The organism is Fusobacteriaceae bacterium, assembly GCA_031272775.1.
In the GTDB taxonomy this organism is placed as follows: Bacteria; Fusobacteriota; Fusobacteriia; order Fusobacteriales; family Fusobacteriaceae; genus JAISST01.
Map to the genome: position 1 here is coordinate 1 of JAISTB010000012.1, position 13123 is coordinate 13123.

The following is a 13123-nucleotide window of genomic DNA, read 5'->3' on the forward strand; positions in this document are numbered from 1 at the left end:
CGACGGGCAATATCAGAAGGCGCTGGACCTTATGTACGGGATCCTGCTCCGGGATTGGGACCGGTTCAACGAAATCAAAGAGATTGTATTTGTGGAGTTAAATCACCTGATCGCCACGCATCCCAAACTTGATCTTTCAAAAATTGACCAACGTTTTATCTATAAAATGCCAGTGGATATCCGGATCGTGCTGGCATGGAGCTCAAACAACACCGATATCGATCTGCATATGAAAGATCCTTACGAAGAAGTCTGCTTCTACGACAACACGTTGACAAAAATCGGCGGCAAAATAACCTATGATTTTACCCAAGGTTACGGCCCTGAGGAGATCATGCTGAAAAAAGCGATTCCCGGCAACTACAGTATTTTTACAAACAATTACGGCGATCACCGTCAAGATCTTCTGGGCCCGAGCACGCTCTATCTGGACATCTACACCCATTACGGATCGCCCGATGAAAACCATCAACGAATTCTCGTGCGAACCGCAGAAGTCAAAGAAAAAAACGAAATCGGTTCAATTGACATTGAGCAATAAGAAAATACGCTTTCTAAAAAACACGGCCCCTCCCATAGGAAAGCGGGCCGTGTTTTATTTTCATTGAATCGAATCGTGTGCTGTTTCTCTGCGTTTACTTGTTTTTTACGACCTTGCGGATCATGAATACGCTTCTCGGCGTCGGTTCGAAGCCGCTGATATACTTTTGCGTCCCCATAAAATCGCTGGGATAGAGGACCGGAAGAACGGCGATGTCGTCATAGACGATCTTCTGCGCTTCCTGATACAGGGGAATCCGCTCGTTGATGTCGAGCGTCGAACTCCCGTTGTCCAGGAGCTCGTCGACCCGCTCGTTCTTGTAAAAGGACCGGTTTCCGCCGAAGCCGAAATTGCTCGAGTGGAAGATCGGATACATGGTCTCGTTGGGATCGGGAGACGTGGGCCATCCGAGAATGAAGAGATCGTGTTCCCCTTTGCTGATTCTGTCAAGGTAGGAACTCCACTCCAGCGTCTCCACCGAGAGATTGATCCCCACTTCCTTCAGCTGATCCTGCATAATGACGGCGGCGTCTTTTCTTGCGGGGTTTTCGTTAACCCAGATCTTGAGGTCAAGGCCGTCTTTGTAGCCCGCCTCGGCGAGCAGCGCCTTTGCCTTGGCGACGTCCCGTTTCCGGTACTTCAGGTCTTTGTTTACGCCCATAACGGCCGGAGGCACGAAGGAATCGGCCACGATGGCGGCCTTCTGATAGGCCGTATCGGCTATGGATTGCAGGTCTATTCCGTAGGCCAGCGCTTCCCGTACGCGCAGATCGGCCAGGGGCTTTTTGTTGAAATTGATCCCGATGTAGGTCGTCGAAAGGGACGGCACCTCATGGAGAACCAAATAATCCTTGCTTTTCACGATACCGGTGTCGACCGGATAGATCGCGAATACAATATCTACTTCTTTTGTCTCTAACGCAATCGAGCGGTTCGTCCCTTCGGGGATGACCCGGAAAACGACGCTGTCCACGCCGGGCGCGCCCCGGAAATAGTCTTTGTTCGCCTTGAGCGTGATCCGGTCTCCGGCTTTCCAGCTGTCAAACTTGAAGGGGCCTGTGCCGATCGGTTCAAAAAAGGCCTTGTCCGGATTTGTTTCCACATATTTTTTGTTGAGAATTGCGCCGCTGCCATGGGCCAGATTGCCCACGAGGGGGCCGAAGGCTTTTTTCGTGACGATATTGACCGTATAGGGGTCCACAACGTCAACTTTGTCGATGATTCCCATAAAGCTCGAGACCGCCCCGGATTTGGACGCTCGTTCGAGGGAAAACTTGACGTCTTCCGCAGTCAGCTCGTCGCCGTTATGGAATTTGACGCCCTTTTTGATCTTGATCTGAAGGGTCAGCGGATCGATCTGGGTATAGCTCTCGGCAAGATTGTTTTCCAGCTGTACGTCGGCCGTCCAGTCAAAGAGCCGGTCATAGATGTTTAGCGTCAGATTCTGCGAGTAGACGTCCGTCGTCATGGACGGATCAAGGGTTTTGGCGTCCGTCTGCTGCGCGATGATCAGCTCTGTTCCTGCGCTTTTGGCGCTCGCCCATACGCTCGTTCCCAGCGCGATTGCCGCCGTCACAAGAAGGGCCAGGGTAAAGAATGTTCTTTTCAACGCTTTCATGTGTCCTCCTATGTAGTTTTGTGAGTTTTGTAACGTTCAGATGTGGAGCAAATGCCCCATCTTATCTTTTTTCGTCTTCATATATTTTTTATTGATGGCGTTGTAGCCGATTTCAAGCGGTTCACGGCCGGTGATTTTGATGCCGTAGTCTTCGAGCCCGTGCATTTTCTCGGGGTTGTTCGTCAAAATCCGGACGGAGTTGATCCCCAGCGCCTTCAGCATCTGGGCGGCAACCGCGTAATCCCGCATATCCGGCTCAAAGCCCAGCTCGATATTGGCCTCGACCGTATCGGCGCCGTGATCCTGCAACGTATAGGCTTTGAGTTTGTTCAAAAGCCCTATACCACGCCCTTCCTGTCGGAGGTAGAGCACGATTCCCTCCCCTTCCTCGTTAATGAGCTTCATGGCCTGATGCAGCTGGGAGCCGCAATCGCAGCGCAGCGATCCCAGGACGTCGCCCGTAAAGCACTCCGAATGGATCCGCATCAGGACATTTTCCTTCCCCTTGAGGTCCCCCTTGACCAGGGCGATATGTTCCTTGCCGTCCAGGCGGTTGTCAAAGCCGATCAGGCGGAAATCTCCGAAGGGCGTCGGGAGATCTGGGCTCACGATGACGTCCATCAGCTGTTCGTGCATTTTCCGGTATTTGATCAGATCCTTGATCGTGATCAGTTTCAGTCCGTGTTCTTTCGCAAAGGGGATGAGTTCGTCAAGTCGCATCATCATGCCGTCGTCCCGCATGACTTCGCAACAGAGTCCCACAGGTTCCAATCCGGCCAGGCGGCAGAGGTCAACGGTCGCTTCCGTGTGTCCTTCCCGCTCGAGAACGCCGCGATCCCGCGACAAGAGCGGAAACATATGACCCGGGCGTCTGAAATCCCGAGGCTTAGCTCCCTTTTCCACAACCTTGAGCGCCGTAATGGAGCGCTCCCAGGCGGAAATGCCGGTCGATGTGGAAATATGATCAATGGAAACCGTGAAAGCCGTACTGTGATTGTCGGTATTGTCCGGACACATCTGGGGCAAATTGAGCCGCTCCGTATACTCGCGGTTCATGGGCATGCAAATGAGGCCTCGCGCGTATTTGGCCATAAAGTTTACGTTTTCGAGGGTGGCGTACTCGGCCGCGCAGATGACATCCCCCTCGTTTTCGCGCTTTTCGTCGTCGACCACGAGGATGTTCTTTCCCTGCCGCAAGTCTTCCAACGCTTCTTCAATCGTATGAAACATGTAACTCAACTCCTTCAAAATCCGTTTTTCATGAGAAATTCCATGGTAATCCCGCCCGGCGTCTCTCCGGCCGTCTCTGCTTCCGTCCGGGAAAAGAGCAGTTTTTCGACAAATTTGCCGATCAGGTCCGTTTCCACGTTGACCGGATCTGAGACCCGCTTTCCGCCGAGGATGATCTTATCCTGCGTGTGGGGAATCAACGAAACGGAAAAGCTGTCGTCCGTAATCCCCATGACCGTGAGGCTGGCGCCGTCCACGGCCACCCGTCCTTTCTCAACGATGTATTTCATATATTTTTTATCCGTTTTGATTTCGTAAATCCTGGCGATGCCGTCTCTGCTGATGGCGCTAATGGTCCCCACGCAATCGACGTCTCCGGTGACCAGGTGCCCGCCCAGCGGCGTGGAAAGCGTCAGGGATTTTTCAAGATTGACGGGATCTCCCGCCTTCAGATAGCGCAAATTGGTCCTTTTCACGGTCTCATGCATACAGTCGGCGATAAAATAATCGCTCCCTACTTCAACGGCCGTAAGGCAGGTCCCGTTTGTGGCGATGCTGTCCCCGACCGCGCTCACTTTGGCGATATTCTCGCTTTTGATCTTGATTTTGAGGGAGGTCGTATCGTTCCGGAGCGAGAGCACCTGTCCGATTTCCTCCACAAGCCCTGTAAAAATGGTCCTCACCTCAGTTTCTGTAAAATTCAAGGGAAATATTGTCCCCCCAGGTGTTGCAGCACGCGTGGGGGAGTTCGAAACAATCGCTCATGGTCTCCTTGACGAAGCCCCGCACAAGCGGAATCGCCCCGTCGTCTCCCAATATTTTCGGCGCGATGAAGATTTCCCCGCCGTCAAGGACATTTTCCGCGAAGGCTCTGGAAATGAGGCTGCTCCCGCCCTCGAGCAAGACGGAATCCAGGTTGAGCCCGCCCAATTTTTCCAGAATACGGGAAAACTTGAACGTCGTTCCGGGCAGAAAGAGCATCCGGATATTTCGCCGGGCCAGCTCCTTGCATTTTTCGTCGGAAGCCCGCTCCTCCGATGTGATGATGACGCTCTTGCCGTCCTCATAGTTTGCGAAATGTCCGCGCAAATCCACCTTGAGATGCGGATCCACCACGATCCTGAAGGGATTTCTGCCGTTTTCGATTCGCGCCGTCAGCCGCGGATTGTCCGTCAAAAGAGTCGTGATGCCCACGAGGATCCCCATGTATTTGTGCCTCAGGTACTGGACATGGGCCCGGGCGGCCTCGTTGCTGATCCATTTGGAATCCCCCGTGCGAGTCGCGATCTTGCCGTCCAGAGTTATGGCGCATTTGAGAAACAAAAAGGGAATTTTCGTCGTAATGTATTTGAAGAATACCCGATTGATCTTCCTCGCCTGCTCGGCATGCAGGCCCACGTCGACCTGAACGCCTGCTTCCCGGAGCATCCGGATGCCGTTTCCCGAGACTTTGGGGTTGGGGTCCAAAATGGAGACCACGCAACGTTTTATGCCCATACGAATGATTTTTTCCGCGCAAGGGGGCGTCTTTCCGTAATGAGAGCAAGGCTCCAGCGTTACGTAGAGCGTCGCGCCCCGGGCGTTTTCTCCGGCTTCATCGAGGGCGTACACCTCGGCGTGAGGACCGCCGTATTCCCGATGGTATCCGGATCCGACGATTTTTCCGTCCTTGACCACAACAGCGCCCACCATGGGATTGGGATTGACCCGCCCCACGCCTTGGAGACTCAATTCCAGGGCTTTTTCCATATAGAGGCTGTCGTCCATTCCGTTTACATCTCCTTCAGCAGATTGACCATCTCGATGGCTCCGACGGCGACGTCGCTTCCCTTATTGCCGGCTTTCGTGCCCGCCCGCTCGATGGCTTCCTCGATGGAATTTGTCGTGAGTACCCCGAACATCACGGGAATATCGCTGGCAAGCCCTACGGCCGCGACGCCCTTGGAGACTTCGGCGCTTACATATTCAAAATGCGGCGTAGCGCCCTTGATCACGGCGCCAAGGGCCAAAACGGCGTCGTATTTTTTTGAATTCACCATTTTTTTCACAATAAAGGGAATCTCAAAGGCCCCCGGCACCCAGGCCACCGTAATGTCTTCGGGCGCCACTTCATGGCGGATCAGGGAATCCTGAGCGCCCGCCACGAGTTTATTTGTGATAAATTCGTTGAACCGTCCCGCGACGATGCCGATCTTCAAGCCTTTTCCGAGAAATTTTCCTTCCAAAACCTTCATATTCGTTCTTCCTCCTTGAGATATAAAAAAGCCCGGACTTCTTCCGGGCAACATAACAAAATAACAGCGTAAAACCATTATTTCTTCTCCCATCCAGACTATACTGTCGGTTTTGGAATTGCACCAAATCAAGCTTTCGCCTCGCAGACTTTACTGCCGGTCGGGAATTGCGCCCTGCCCTGAAGATAATAGTTTGTTCAATATTCGATTGTCGGTCTGATAGTAGTATAACCCCAAAGCGCGATTTTGTCAAGGGGATTTCCCGCAAATCTTCCCAAAAATATTTTGGAATTGCAAAATTTCCGCTTTTATAGTATGATTAAGGCGTAGAAACCACAGGAAAAATCTTCGCGTTTCCCTTAAAGGAGTTGCCATGAAAAAAATCGTCTGTCTCATCCTGACGCTCTTGTCTCTTGTTCTTGCGGCCTCCGGGTCCTTACGACTTTCGACCGCTCACCTCAAGCAAGGGGGCTTTTTCTACCTTGTCTATCCCGCAGAAAAAAAGTATACCATTCATTTCCCCTACGCGCCCAAAAGCCTCAAACCCTTTCTCCATCAGGGAAAAAAGGTTGTCTTCGTCCCGGTCCATTACTCGACGCCCGCGGGGACATATCCCCTTGTGGTCAAGGAAAATGAGCGCGAAATTTTTACGGCCGAGATCACCGTGGGCGACGGAAATTTCAAAAAAAGCTATCTGACCGTGACAAAGCAAATGGCCGGCAAACGCTCGGACGAAAACCTTAAGGCGGGTTCCGACAAAATCGGGGAAGCCAAGAAAAATTCCCTCGTCGAAAAGCAGTGGACCGGCAAATTCGTCAATCCCGCGGGGATCAAATCCAGCAATAACTTCGGCGCCATGCGCTATGTGAATAAAAAAGTCGTGGGCTATCACTCGGGTCTGGACTATTCCGTAGGCGTCGGAACGCCGATCAAGGCAGCTAACGCCGGCAAGGTCATTTTCGCGCAAAAACTTGTCACCACAGGAAACACCCTTGTGATCGATCACGGCATGAATATTTTTTCCAGCTATTCCCACCTCAGCGCCTTCGCGGTCAAAGAGGGCCAGATCGTCAAAAAAGGGGACCTCGTCGGGAAAAGCGGCGCGACCGGCTTTGTGACGGGACCTCATCTGCATTTTGTGATCAGCATCGGGACCATCGCCGTCAATCCGGCGCTTTTTATGGAAGAGGCCGTACTGGAGGGGGAGTGAGGGGGAGGCTTTACAGCGCGTTGTCCTTCGCCAAAGAAAAACCCTGCGCGTAATCGCGCAGGGTTTTATGATAATTTTCGCTGATTTTACGAATCGGACGTCACTTATTGTTTTTCTTCACGTTCCGGAAGAAATGCACAAAGGTCGGATAGGCCGCAAAACCCTCAATGTAGGCCTGGGTCCCCAAAAGGATCGGCGGCAGTCCCAGCGAAAGGATCGGTCGGTCGGCCACAATGAGTTCCTGGGCTTTGAGATAGTATTTGGCGCGCTCGGCCTGATCTACGGTCTCTCTGCCCCTATCGAGCAGTTCGTCGACTTCTGGATTGCCGTAAAAGGCCATGTTGCCGGCTGTCCCTTTGTTTTTGGAGTGATAGAGCAAAAACATGATGCCGTCGGGATCCGTGGATCCGGGATTGCCCAGAATGTACATATCATGCTCGGCTTTCCCCAATTTATCGAGATAAGCGCTCCATTCAAGGATTTCTATGGAAATTTCGATCCCCACTTCCCGCAGCTGGTCTTGCATAATGACGGCCGCGTCGGTTCTGGTTTGCACGCCGTTTGTCCACAGGCGCAGCTTCAAGCCGTCTTTGTATCCGGCCTCGGCCAGGAGCTGTTTCGCCTTTTCGACGTCGCGCTTCGGGAAGGGAATCTTGTCGTTGAAGCCCATGGTCGCGGGAGCGATAACGCTTGTGGCCGGCAAATAGAGGTCATTGAAGGCGTTGTCGAGGATCGACTGCAGATCGAGGGCGTAGCAGACCGCCTGCCGCACTTTGACATCGCTTGTGGGGCCCTTTTCACAGTTGAATCCGAGATAGGTCAGTCCCACGGAAGGCTCATGGTAGAGCTTCAGGTAGTCTTTTGACTTGATGATCGGTACATTCAGCGGCTCCAGGGTAATAGAAATATCGATTTCCCCTGTTTCAAGGGCGATCACGCGATTGTCGCTCTCGGGAATCGGGCGAAAAATGGCGGTGTCGACGCCGGGCGCGCCCCGGTGATAATTTTTGTTGGCTTGGAGAACGAGCTTGTCGCCGGTCTTCCACGACTCAAAGCGGAAAGGTCCGGTCCCCACCGGCTCGAAAAAGGCCTTGTCTCCTGCGGATTCGAGGTATTTTTTGCTCAGGATCGAGCTGCTCCAATGCGATAACGCGTTAAAGAGCGGACCGTAGGGCTTTTTCGTTTTGATGTTGACCGTGTAGGGATCGACGATGTCCACGCCGTCAAGGTCCCCGAGAAGGGCCATTCCGCCGGGCGCTTTGGAAGCTCTTTCGAGGGTGAATTTGACGTCTTCGGCCGTGAGCTCGTCGCCGTTATGGAATTTCACCCCTTTTTTGATCTTCACTTGCAGCGTCACGGAATCCAGCTGCGTGTAGCTTTCGGCCAGGTTGTTTTCCAGCTGCATGTCCGGCGTGCGGTCAAACAACCTGTCATAGAGATTGATGTTGATATTGTTGGAATACACATCATTGGAAGCCGCGGGATCCAGCGTTTTTGGATCGGCCTGCTGGGCAATGATCAGATCGGATGTGGCCTTCGGGTAGAGCAGGGTCGGTAGGGTAAGGGCAGCCAGCAAAAAAAGGCAAACAAGTCTTATCGTTTTTTTCATAAACCCCTCCTGTATCATAAAATTTTGTTTGAAAAATAAGACTGTCTGTATCATATTCTATTTTTCAGATTATTGCAAGAAGTTTTTCGACGAATTTGCGAACCGCATCTTTTTTCATGGATTCATTTTTGCAGAGCGCCCAACTGCTGCGCCAGAAGCGGCTTCCGTCTTTTTTGACCATGGGATGGAACTGCAGATCGTCCCGATTTTTCGCGTGGATTTCCGGAAGAACGGCCCATCCCATCCCCTGGGCCGCCAGATTGACCACGGTCTCAATGGAATTGACCGTCATAACCTCCCCCGCGAAGAGATCCTGAAAATGGTCCTTCCACCAGTCTTTGAGGAATTCTCCGGACTGGATCCGCGTTCCCGCGATTTCCTGCCGGATCCAGGGCGTCTTCCGGATATCGGCAAAATGGAATTTCTTCGCGGTGAGAAAGCCGTAGGTCTCCCGTCCGATCAAGAATTTCTTCTCATGCCAGTCCGTCTCTCCCCGGATCACCAAAAGATCGACCTTGTTTTTCTTGAAATTCTCCATGAGCTCGTAATAATGCGCCGTAATCATTTCAATCCGGATCCCCGGGTTTTCTTTTTTGAACAGAGACAAAATATCGGGCAGATAGTACTTGGCCCAGGTCGTCGTGATTCCGATGGAAAGCGTCCCCGTCTGCCGCTCTTTGCAGCAGTGTAAATCGAGGCGCAGTTTTTCATATTCCGCGAGCATTTTCCGGCAGTAGTCCACGAGGATCTCCCCCTCGGGGGTGAAGGAAACCCCGTTTGAATGCCGCTCCACAATATTCACGCCCAATTTCGTTTCAAGCTTGTTGAGGCGATAAGTCAATGAAGGCTGGGAAATAAATAATTTTTCAGCCGTTTTCGTCATGCTCAGTTCTTCACGCAACACCTTCAAAAGTTCCCAATCGCTGGTATCCATGACGGATATTCCTCCCTGTGATCAATAAAATCAATAGACCGATTCAAAAATTTGTATTTCCCAAGCGTCCGATTCTGTCGTATAATGATTATAGGATTTTGGTATAAGAGGACTGAAAATTCGGATCATCGGGGCCGGATTTGTCTGTATCTTATATTTTAGCAGGAAACCCCGACGCCTGTCAACGGTTTCTTGCCTGTAGCCGCGATCTCCGCGGCGTTTTGCGGAAATTCACCATCATTCAAGGAGGACATCTTTTATGAAAAAACTGAAAAGCATCCTGGTATTACTGCTTGTGGCGTGCGCGTTTCTCACCGGCGGCGTGCTGAACGCCAAGGGCAGGACGGATTTCAAGATGGGCATGAGCGCGGAGCCCACCTCGATGGATCCCGCCAAGTCCAAAGACCTGATCACCTGGATTTTTATCCTGCAAACCTATGATACCCTGATCAAATACGACCAGGAAAAAAGGGTATTCATCCCCGCGCTGGCCAGTTCCTGGAAAGTCAGCGACGATTCCAAAGAAGTCCTGTTTACGCTGCGGGATGACATCAAATTCCAGAACGGCGACAAAATGACGGCCGATGACGTGCTGTTCTCCCTGAATCGCGCGCTCAAGTCGACCTTCACGGACCAAATCGACGGTTCCATTGATCATTTCGAAAAAGTCGGCGACAATCAGATCAAACTCGTACAAAAATACGGTTATGCCCCGATCCTCGAGGTCATGATCACGCCCTGCTGGGGGATTGTCAACAAAAAATATGTGGAAGAGCACGAAGCCAAAGGCGAAGACATCGGTCGTATCGAATCTTGCGGCACCGGCGCCTATATCCTCAAAGAATGGCGGAGCGGCGACAAGTTGGTCTTCAAGGCCTTTGACGGCTACTATGACGGCGCGCCTGCCATAAAAGACGTTGTCTGCACGCTGATCGCCGACCAGACTTCCGGCGCTTTGGCCCTCGAACAAGGCGCCCTCGATTACTACTACGGCGCCCAGAATCGGGACATCGCCCATTTGAGAGAAGTTCCGACGCTGAAAGTCTATGAGAGCCATGACGGACCCGGCATCTATGACATCACCTTCAACGTGAAAAACGGCGTATTTGCCGATAAAAAACTGCGGCAAGCCGTCGCTTACGCCATCGACCGGGATGAGATCCTTTTGGGCGGCCAGGAAGGGGACGGCGTCGTAACCAACACAATTTGCGCTTCCGGCGCTTTCGGCTACATGCCCGATTACAAATGGTATGAGCAGGACAAGGAAAAAGCCAAAGCCCTCGTGAAGGAAGCGGGCTATCCTAACGGCGTTGACGTCGTATTCACCCAGGATTCCAGCCGGACCTATATGCTTTCGGCCGAAATCATGCAGGCCCAGCTCAAGGAAGTGGGCATAAACGTCACCTTTGACAAGCTGGAACGGGCCACATGGCTCGATATCGTGGCTTCAAAGATGAACTACGTCGCTTCTCTCCGGATGACGAACCACGTCGTTATGGACGCGGATTACATCCTCACGAGACGGCTCACGACGGGCATGATCGGCGGAGGCAACAACTACGCCGGATACTCCAACCCCGTCTTTGACGAACTCGTTGTAAAAGCGCGGACGGAACCCGACACGGCCAAACGTCTCGAGCTCTACAAACAATGCTATGACATTATCAAAGAAGACGTTCCCTTTATCCCGCTCTACACCACAAACAACCAGCAGGTGGTCAACGCGAAGATCGGCGGATGGACGCCACATTCCCTTTACAGAACCCCCTGGTCCAAGCTCTACTACAAGGATTGATCGCAATCCGCGGGAAAACTCTCTACGAAAGAAAAACTTCAGGCGGCAGGGGTATTTCGCTATCCCTGCCCTTTTGTGAAAGGAGTCAGATATGGGTAAATATGTATTCAGACGTTTGCTGCTCATGATTCCGGTGCTTTTGGGCGTCTCTTTCATCATTTTCACGATCATGAACATGACGCCCGGCGATCCGGTCATGCTGATCCTGGGCGAGGGAGCGCCCGCCGAGGCTCTGGCGGCAAAGCGGGAGGAAATGGGCCTCAACGCGCCATTTTTTCTCAGATATCTCCGATATCTCGCCGACGCTTTCCGGGGAAATTTCGGCCAGTCCTATCGGACGGGCATCCCGGTCTTTTCCGAGATCCAGACCCGGATCGGCTATACGGTCCTGCTTTCGGTCGTCAGCATCACGCTGGCGGTCCTGATCGGCCTCCCCATCGGGATCCTCTCGGCCGTCCGGCAATATTCCATTACGGACCAGCTCTCCATCGGCATATCGCTGATTGTGACGTCCATGCCGGGCTTTTTTACGGCCATGCTGTTGATTTTGCTGTTTTCGTTGAAATTGGGGTGGTTGCCGCCTATGGGCGTCAACACCTGGGTGAATTTCATCATGCCCAGCATCGCCCTCTCCTCGGCGACGACGGCGTCCCTGATCCGGATGACGCGCTCGACCATGCTGGAAGTCATCCGTCAGGACTATATCCGGACCGCCCGGGCCAAGGGCGCGTCGGAGCGGGCCGTCATTTTCCATCACGCGCTGAGGAACGCGCTTCTGCCGGTGGTGACCGTGATCGGCGTCAATTTCGGGCAGGCCCTGGGCGGATCCATCGCCATCGAGCAGGTCTTCGCGATCCCCGGAATCGGGCAGCTGATGATCAACTCCATTCGCCAGAAAGATACGCCGATGGTTATGGCGGCGGTAATCTTTTCGGCTTTTATCGCGAGCTCGGTCAATCTGCTGGTCGATCTGCTGTATTCCTTTATCGACCCGCGTCTCTCGAGTCAGTACGCCTCGAAAAAACGCAAGGGCAGGGGGTGAAGCGATGAGTGAAGCCACGGCTGTGTTGAAACCCAAGAAGAAATACCGGAAAAAGAGCCAGATCGCGGTCATCTGGACGCGCTTCAAACGAAACAAGCTGGCCCTCGCGGGTATGGTGATCTTTCTCATTATGCTGATCGCGGTTTTGGGCGCGGACCTTTACCTCAACTACGACGTTGACGCGATTTCGATTCACATCAAAAACCGCTTCGCGCCGCCTTCCGCAGCCAACTGGTTCGGAACGGACCACAACGGCCGGGATGAATTCGCCCGGGTCATTTACGGCGGCAGAATTTCCATGTTTGTCGGCATCGCCACCGTTTTCGTCTCGCTGACCTTCGGCGCCGTCATCGGCTCCGCGGCGGCCTACTACGGCGGTAAAGTCGACGATATCCTCATGCGGATCATGGACGTGCTCCTGGCGATCCCCAGTATGCTCTTGGCCATTACGCTGATCTCGGCCTTCGGATCGAGCCTCTTCAACCTGATCCTCTCCATGGGGATCTCCCAGATCCCGCGGATGAGCCGCATTGTGCGCTCGGCCATCCTGGGCGTAAAAGAACAGGAATTTGTGGAAGCGGCCCGGGCCTTCGGCACCAGCGACCGGAGAATCATTTTCCGGCATATCCTCCCCAACGCCATGGGGCCCATCCTCGTCCAGGTCACCCAGACCATCGCCCGGAGCGTGATTACCATCGCGTCTTTGAGCTTTATCGGCCTCGGGATTTCGGAGCCCACGCCCGAATGGGGCAGCATGCTCTCCGAGTCCAAATCCCTGATGCGCTATCATCCGCATCTGGCCATATTTCCCGGGATCTCCATCGTGCTTTCCGTACTTTCGCTGACCCTCGTCGGTGACGGATTGCGCGACGCCATGGATCCGAGACTAAGGAATTAGGGGGAGGGAAAC

At 53.1% G+C, this 13123-nt stretch carries 12 protein-coding genes and 1 riboswitch; of the genes, 5 read left to right on the plus strand and 7 right to left on the minus strand.

All coding sequences use genetic code 11. The annotated features are described in order from the left end of the window. Positions 1-541 (plus strand): DUF2135 domain-containing protein (locus LBQ97_03420; GenBank protein MDR1831771.1); only part of this gene is annotated, 541 nt, incomplete at its 5' end. 94 nt (positions 542-635) lie between these two features. Here LBQ97_03420 and LBQ97_03425 read toward each other — a convergent pair. From LBQ97_03425 to ribE (LBQ97_03445), 5 genes are read right to left on the minus strand one after another with little or no spacing between them, the layout of a single operon-like run. Further along, the gene (locus LBQ97_03425) at positions 636-2159 is read right to left on the minus strand and encodes an ABC transporter substrate-binding protein (GenBank protein ID MDR1831772.1); all 1524 of its coding nucleotides are present in this window, start codon (positions 2157-2159) and stop codon (positions 636-638) included. A gap of 36 nt (positions 2160-2195) precedes the next feature. Further along, entirely contained in the window at positions 2196-3389 is a 1194-nt protein-coding gene (locus tag LBQ97_03430; GenBank protein MDR1831773.1) for a bifunctional 3,4-dihydroxy-2-butanone-4-phosphate synthase/GTP cyclohydrolase II, read from the minus strand. A gap of 14 nt (positions 3390-3403) precedes the next feature. Continuing rightward, positions 3404-4063, minus strand: a complete 660-nt coding sequence (ribE, locus tag LBQ97_03435; protein MDR1831774.1) for a riboflavin synthase — start codon at positions 4061-4063, stop codon at positions 3404-3406. Between the two features lie 10 nt (positions 4064-4073). Further along, the gene (gene ribD / locus LBQ97_03440) at positions 4074-5156 is read right to left on the minus strand and encodes a bifunctional diaminohydroxyphosphoribosylaminopyrimidine deaminase/5-amino-6-(5-phosphoribosylamino)uracil reductase RibD (GenBank protein MDR1831775.1); all 1083 of its coding nucleotides are present in this window, start codon (positions 5154-5156) and stop codon (positions 4074-4076) included. Positions 5157-5161: 5 nt separating this feature from the next. Then, positions 5162-5623 carry a 6,7-dimethyl-8-ribityllumazine synthase gene (gene ribE, locus LBQ97_03445; GenBank protein ID MDR1831776.1) on the minus strand — a complete coding sequence of 154 codons (462 nt, stop codon included), beginning with the start codon at positions 5621-5623 and terminating at the stop codon, positions 5162-5164. 77 nt (positions 5624-5700) lie between these two features. Continuing rightward, positions 5701-5814, minus strand: a riboswitch (FMN riboswitch). A 182-nt stretch (positions 5815-5996) separates the two neighbouring features. Here ribE (LBQ97_03445) and LBQ97_03450 point away from each other — a divergent pair. Then, the gene (locus LBQ97_03450; protein ID MDR1831777.1) at positions 5997-6833 is read left to right on the plus strand and encodes a M23 family metallopeptidase; all 837 of its coding nucleotides are present in this window, start codon (positions 5997-5999) and stop codon (positions 6831-6833) included. 100 nt (positions 6834-6933) lie between these two features. On the opposite strand, the gene LBQ97_03455 is transcribed toward LBQ97_03450, so the two are convergent. Together LBQ97_03455 and LBQ97_03460 are read right to left on the minus strand one after the other, a co-directional pair. Further along, the gene (locus LBQ97_03455) at positions 6934-8442 is read right to left on the minus strand and encodes an ABC transporter substrate-binding protein (GenBank protein MDR1831778.1); all 1509 of its coding nucleotides are present in this window, start codon (positions 8440-8442) and stop codon (positions 6934-6936) included. 64 nt (positions 8443-8506) lie between these two features. Further along, positions 8507-9376, minus strand: a complete 870-nt coding sequence (locus tag LBQ97_03460; GenBank protein ID MDR1831779.1) for a LysR family transcriptional regulator — start codon at positions 9374-9376, stop codon at positions 8507-8509. 259 nt (positions 9377-9635) lie between these two features. Here LBQ97_03460 and LBQ97_03465 point away from each other — a divergent pair, with 259 nt between their 5' ends. The 3 genes from LBQ97_03465 (at position 9636) to LBQ97_03475 (ending at position 13111) form a co-directional block, all read left to right on the plus strand. Next, entirely contained in the window at positions 9636-11171 is a 1536-nt protein-coding gene (locus tag LBQ97_03465) for an ABC transporter substrate-binding protein (protein MDR1831780.1), read from the plus strand. A 91-nt stretch (positions 11172-11262) separates the two neighbouring features. Continuing rightward, positions 11263-12213, plus strand: a complete 951-nt coding sequence (locus LBQ97_03470; protein MDR1831781.1) for an ABC transporter permease — start codon at positions 11263-11265, stop codon at positions 12211-12213. Positions 12214-12217: 4 nt separating this feature from the next. Then, the gene (locus LBQ97_03475; protein MDR1831782.1) at positions 12218-13111 is read left to right on the plus strand and encodes an ABC transporter permease; all 894 of its coding nucleotides are present in this window, start codon (positions 12218-12220) and stop codon (positions 13109-13111) included. Positions 13112-13123: the final 12 nt, after the last annotated feature.

Excerpts from the sequence above, each read along its gene's own strand:
- LBQ97_03475 (MDR1831782.1), top strand. The coding sequence starts at position 12,218 with ATGAGTGAAGCCACGGCTGTGTTGAAACCCAAGAAGAAATACCGGAAA.
- LBQ97_03450 (MDR1831777.1), top strand. The coding sequence starts at position 5,997 with ATGAAAAAAATCGTCTGTCTCATCCTGACGCTCTTGTCTCTTGTTCTT.
- LBQ97_03430 (MDR1831773.1), bottom strand. The coding sequence starts at position 3,389 with ATGTTTCATACGATTGAAGAAGCGTTGGAAGACTTGCGGCAGGGAAAG.
- LBQ97_03460 (MDR1831779.1), bottom strand. The coding sequence starts at position 9,376 with ATGGATACCAGCGATTGGGAACTTTTGAAGGTGTTGCGTGAAGAACTG.
- ribD (MDR1831775.1), bottom strand. The coding sequence starts at position 5,156 with ATGGACGACAGCCTCTATATGGAAAAAGCCCTGGAATTGAGTCTCCAA.
- LBQ97_03455 (MDR1831778.1), bottom strand. The coding sequence starts at position 8,442 with ATGAAAAAAACGATAAGACTTGTTTGCCTTTTTTTGCTGGCTGCCCTT.
- LBQ97_03425 (MDR1831772.1), bottom strand. The coding sequence starts at position 2,159 with ATGAAAGCGTTGAAAAGAACATTCTTTACCCTGGCCCTTCTTGTGACG.
- LBQ97_03470 (MDR1831781.1), top strand. The coding sequence starts at position 11,263 with ATGGGTAAATATGTATTCAGACGTTTGCTGCTCATGATTCCGGTGCTT.
- LBQ97_03465 (MDR1831780.1), top strand. The coding sequence starts at position 9,636 with ATGAAAAAACTGAAAAGCATCCTGGTATTACTGCTTGTGGCGTGCGCG.
- ribE (MDR1831776.1), bottom strand. The coding sequence starts at position 5,623 with ATGAAGGTTTTGGAAGGAAAATTTCTCGGAAAAGGCTTGAAGATCGGC.